The sequence below is a fragment of the Pengzhenrongella sp. genome (genome assembly GCF_036565025.1).
Lineage (GTDB): Bacteria > Actinomycetota > Actinomycetes > Actinomycetales > Cellulomonadaceae > Pengzhenrongella.
This window is the reverse complement of the sequence record NZ_DATCNW010000128.1, coordinates 1-4681: the sequence shown is the minus strand read 5'-3', so window position 1 is coordinate 4681 and position 4681 is coordinate 1. Positions and strand designations below refer to the sequence as shown.

Here is a 4681-nt window from a genome sequence, read left to right as displayed (position 1 = left end):
GGCGGGTCCCGCCGCCACTGACGTTCGTGGCGGTGTTGTTGACCAGCCGGCGCAGTCGCGGGTAGAGCTTCTGCTGGTAGTCGGCCTTCATACGATTCGTGGCGGCAAGGTCGGAGTCCGGTTCCGTGTACAACGAGACGGTCCCCGACTGGACCAGGACATGTCCACCGTAGTCCTGCAGCGCGTGGCCGAGCGCCAGGCCCTCGGCAGACAGGCCGAGCTTGGTGAGGTCGACGCTCGGTGGGATCGCGAACATCGTGCCCATCGGGATCGTCCCGCTGTAGATGTTGGTTCCGACCTGGTTGTCCTGAAGCCGCGCCGGCCACACCGGTCCCGACTTCAGCATGGTCGCCGGGGCTCCGATCGCGATCGTGTGCGGGATCTTCTTGCCGGCGACCTCATGGCTGCGGATCAGCCCGATCAGGAAGCTGATGCCGGACGCCCGCGAGCCGCGCTGCAAGCCGTCCCCGCGCAGATCGTTGATGTTCACGTAGGTGCTCGCGTAGTGCGTGCTGTCGACCTTGGTGAACTTGTAGGCCTCGTAGAGCGTGACGCCGTCGGGCTGGATGATGCCGACGTGCTTGTCGGTGCCCGCGGTCGGCTCCAGGCCAGTCGGGATGTAGATGCGGCGCACGACGTCGGGGTTCTTGCCCGTGTCGGTGAGGTAGACGTAGGGGTCGCTGGTCTTGGCGCGGGCGATCTTGATGGACCACCGATCGCGGTTGATCGTTGGCGTCCCGCTCAGCAGGGTGCGCGTCATGGTGGACGTCGAGGACTCGTAGACGGCCCCCGAGCCGACCGACGTGTTCGCCATGGCTGTGACCGCCCAGGGGTACAGCGCGGCCGTGCGGTACACGACCGTCGAGGAGACGATCGCGGACTGGAGGTAGAACTCCTCGCTCGCGACGATGGCGCCGATGACCGCCTCGGTCCGCATGCCGTCCTGGATCGCGCCGACCCACTTGGCTCGGCCGGACTCGTCGACCGCCCGGCCCAGGAGGTGCCGATACTGACCATCGACCACGTCGCTGACGTGCTCGGTCGAGAACAGGAAGCCGGTGGCGACCCGTGCGCGGCTCATGCCAGCGGCCATCCGGCCTGCCCAGGTGTCGATCTCGCTGGTCGAGGCACTGCGCCCGAGAATGTCGGTGTACAGGCTCGAGACCCAGCGACGGTTCGTGCCACCGGCCGCGGCGTAGTACTCCGGGGAGCTGACGAAACCGGACTCCACCTGCTGGTCGGTGTACCCGGCGGCCATCCGGGCCAACCAGACGTCGAGGCCCTCCGCATCGGCGTCACGGCCGAGGTACAGGCGGTAGGTCGCCCGGATCAGGATCGTGCGGTACTCCGAGCTCACGGTCAGGGCGTTCGCGAGCGTCACCCGCGGGGTCCCGTCCACGAGCCGGCCGGACCAGGTCGAGAGCGCGGTCGGGCTCGGGGCCCGGCCGAGCAGGTCCCCGTACGCCTGCGCGACGAAGCGCCCGCTGCGGACCAGCGGGTCCTCGGTCGCCGCGTGCAGGGTGCCGACCGCCTGGGAGGCCGATCCGAGCCCGCCCAGCACCACGAGGGCGGCGAGCGCGAAGGCCGTGGTGAGGCGGGCGCGCACGGCGGTGCGCCCGCGCGGTCGCCGGGTGCGGGACGTGGGCAGGGATGAGGTGCTGGTGTCGGTGATCTGCGCCGAGTGAGAATGAGTGAAAGGCACTGGGTCTCCTGGAGCGTTCGCGCCCGACACAATCCCCGAAGTCCGCGGCACTGACGTCACTTGGTCCTCCCCGAGCGGGGCAAGCTACGTCTCTGATCGGCTCCCGGAGCCCAGTCGTGAGGTCCCGGTGCGAGAAATCGCTCACACGGCGGTACTGCGTGAGCGGCGGAGGTCGGCGTAGGTGTCGAGCAGGTTCAAGCGGGAAAGGCGCCGTCGGGCCGGCTCATGGCCGGACCGACGGACGCTGGTGCTCACGAGCTCTGTGATCAGCCCAGGGGAGCCGCCGGTGTCAGTAAGCGGGTCCCGCCGCCGCTGACATTCGTTGCCGTGTTGTTGACCAGGCGGCGCAGCAGCGGGAAGAGCTTCTGCTGGTAGTCGGCCTTCATCCGATTCGTGGCGTCGTAGTCGGCGTCGGGCTCGGTGTAGAGCGCGACGGTGGAGGACTGGACCAGGACGTGGCCGCCGTAGTCCTGCAGGGCGTGTCCCAGGGCCATTCCCTCGGCGGAGAGGCCGAGCTTGGTGAGGTCGACGCTCGGTGGGATGGCGAACATGGTGCCCATCGGGATCACGCCGGTGTAGATGTTCGTGCCGACCTGGTTGTCCTGCAGCCGGGCCGGCCATACCGGGCCGGACAGCATCATGGACGCCGGGGTGCCGATGGCGATCGTGTGCGGAATGACCTTGTCGGCCATCTCGTGGGTGCGGATCAAACCGATCAGGAAGCTGATCCCGGAGGCCCGCGAGCCGCGCTGCAAGCCGTCCCCGCGCAGATCATTGATGTTGACGTACGTGCTGGTGAAATGCGTCGCGTCGACCTTGTTGTACTTGTAGCACTCGTAGAGCGTGACGCCGTCGGGCTGGATGATGCCGACGTGCTTGTCGGTGCCCGCCGTGGGCTCGAGGCCGACCGGGATGTAGATCTTGTAGACCACGTTCGGCGTCTTCCCGATGTCGGTCAGGTAGACGAAGGGGTCGGTGGTCTTCGCGAGCGCAATGGAGATCGACCACCGGTCGCGGTTGATCGTCGGCGTCCCGGTAAGAAGGGCGGCGGTCATCGTTGACGTCTTCGACTCATAGATTGCGCCGGAACCGACCGAGGTGTTCGACATCGCCGTCACCGCCCAGGGGTCATACGCCGCGGTGCGGTAGACGGGAGCCGCATCGGACTGCGCGTAGTACTCGTCGCTCCCGACGATGCCGCTCGTGATGGTCTCCAGCCGCGTCCCGGACTGGATCGCGCTCACCGCGGTGGTCCGCTCGGCGTCGAGCAGGGCGCGGTTGAGGAACGCCTGGTACTGCACATCGACCACGCCGCCGAGGTGTTCGGCCGACATGAGGAAGCCGGTGGCGACCCGGGAACGCGAGACACCCCTGGCCATCTGGCCGGTCCAGAAGTCGAGGTCGGCGCTCGACGCGGTGCGCCCGAAGATGTCGACATACAGCTTCGCGATCCAGGTCCGGTTCGTGCCGCCGGCACCGGTGTAGTACTCGGACGAGACAGTAAATCCCGACTCCATCTGCTGGATCGTGTATCCGCTCGCGATCCGCGAGAGCCAGGTGGTCATCCCGGTGGCATCGGCGGCGCGGTTGAGGTAGTGCTGGTAGGTGTTGTTGACCAGCCCGGTGCGGTACTCCGTACCGACGGTGAGGGCGTTCGCCACCGCGATCCGCGGGGTCCCCCCGACGAGTGCGGTCTCCCAGCTCAGCAGGCTCGAGGCGTCGGGTGCGTGGCCGACCAGGTCGCCGTAGACCTGGGTGATGTAGCGGTCGGCGCGGGTGGCGGCCGTCTCGGTCACGCCCTGGGCGGCGGGCGCGAGCCCGACCGTCGCGACGAGTGCCGCGATCCCGAAGGCCGTGGCGACACGGGCAGCGACAGCGGTGCGGCGCAGGCGGGAGAGCGGGCTGGTGCGGCTGGCCTGCGACGACTGGGGGAGGCTGGTACTGGCCGCGGCGGCGATCTCTTCCAATGGGCGGGAAGCGAGGGTCACGTAGTCTCCCTGAGCGGTCGGGCGCCAGGTGACCCGGTCGGATCGCGGCACCTGCGTTGCTTGCCCCAGGTGGGGCACGTTATTTCAATCATCGGCCGCGCAGGTTCGGGTCATGAGGCACCGCGGCACATTATTTATTCGCACTGCGCCAAATGGGGAGTACAACCCCGAAAACGCATAGGTTCGCCGGGTCCAAAGGTGCACAAAACGTTGCAGGCGCACGGGACAAAGGTCCCGACTTCCGCTTCCAATTACTGCCGGTCTGGTCGCTATGGGCGATTTGGTTGGGCAGTGCGAACGGGCGCCGAGGATGCGCGTTGAATGTGCCTTTTGATGGGGTCGGGGCGCAGGAATTTGATCATGAATCGACCGAAAGGGACGGTGGAAATGATCACTACCGCCCAAATGTCCGGTTGATCATTACCCGCCGGCGGGCGACGGGCGCGACCTCAGCGCGCGAGGCGCTCGACGACCGCACCGAAGAGTGACGGCACGCCCACGGCGAGGGGCACGATCGCGGGCCGCAGCGGGCTGGTCGCCGCGGCCACCAGCCCGGCGGTGAGCACCCGGTAGTCGCGGGTTGCCGCGGACCAGGCGCGCTCGTACCCGGCGGCATCCTCGAGGTGCGCCACTGCGGCGGCGGCCTGGGCCAGGCCGACCCGCAGCCCCTCGCCGGTCAGGGCGTCCACATAACCAGAGGCGTCGCCGACCAGCCGGATCCGGCCCGCCGTCCGCCGCGTCGTGTGCTGCCGCAGCGGTCCGGCGCCCCGCAGCGAGCCGGCCGGCCCGGCGTCCCCCAGCCGGTCGACGAGCGCGGGGAAGGTCGCGAGCGCCGCGGCGTAGTCGACGCGCGGCGGGCCGAGCAGGGCCACGCCGACGACGTCGTCGGCCACGGGCGTGACGTAGGCCTCGACGGTCGGGCCCCAGTGCACCTCGACGAAGTCCGTCCACGCCGCGACGCGGAAGTGCCGGCGGGTGCCGTACCTGCGCC

At 68.8% G+C, this 4681-nt stretch carries 2 protein-coding genes and 1 pseudogene; all 3 read right to left on the bottom strand.

Going from position 1 to position 4681, the window contains the following annotated elements; genetic code table 11:
- A partial coding sequence (locus tag VIM26_RS07165) for a DUF4214 domain-containing protein (RefSeq protein ID WP_331949662.1) occupies nt 1-1702 on the bottom strand: 1702 nt, incomplete at its 3' end.
- Nucleotides 1703-1968: 266 nt separating this feature from the next.
- Nucleotides 1969-3690, bottom strand: a complete 1722-nt coding sequence (locus VIM26_RS07160) for a DUF4214 domain-containing protein (protein ID WP_331949661.1) — start codon at nt 3688-3690, stop codon at nt 1969-1971.
- Nucleotides 3691-4139: 449 nt separating this feature from the next.
- Nucleotides 4140-4681 (bottom strand): annotated as a pseudogene (locus VIM26_RS07155) (monooxygenase); the annotation flags it as partial.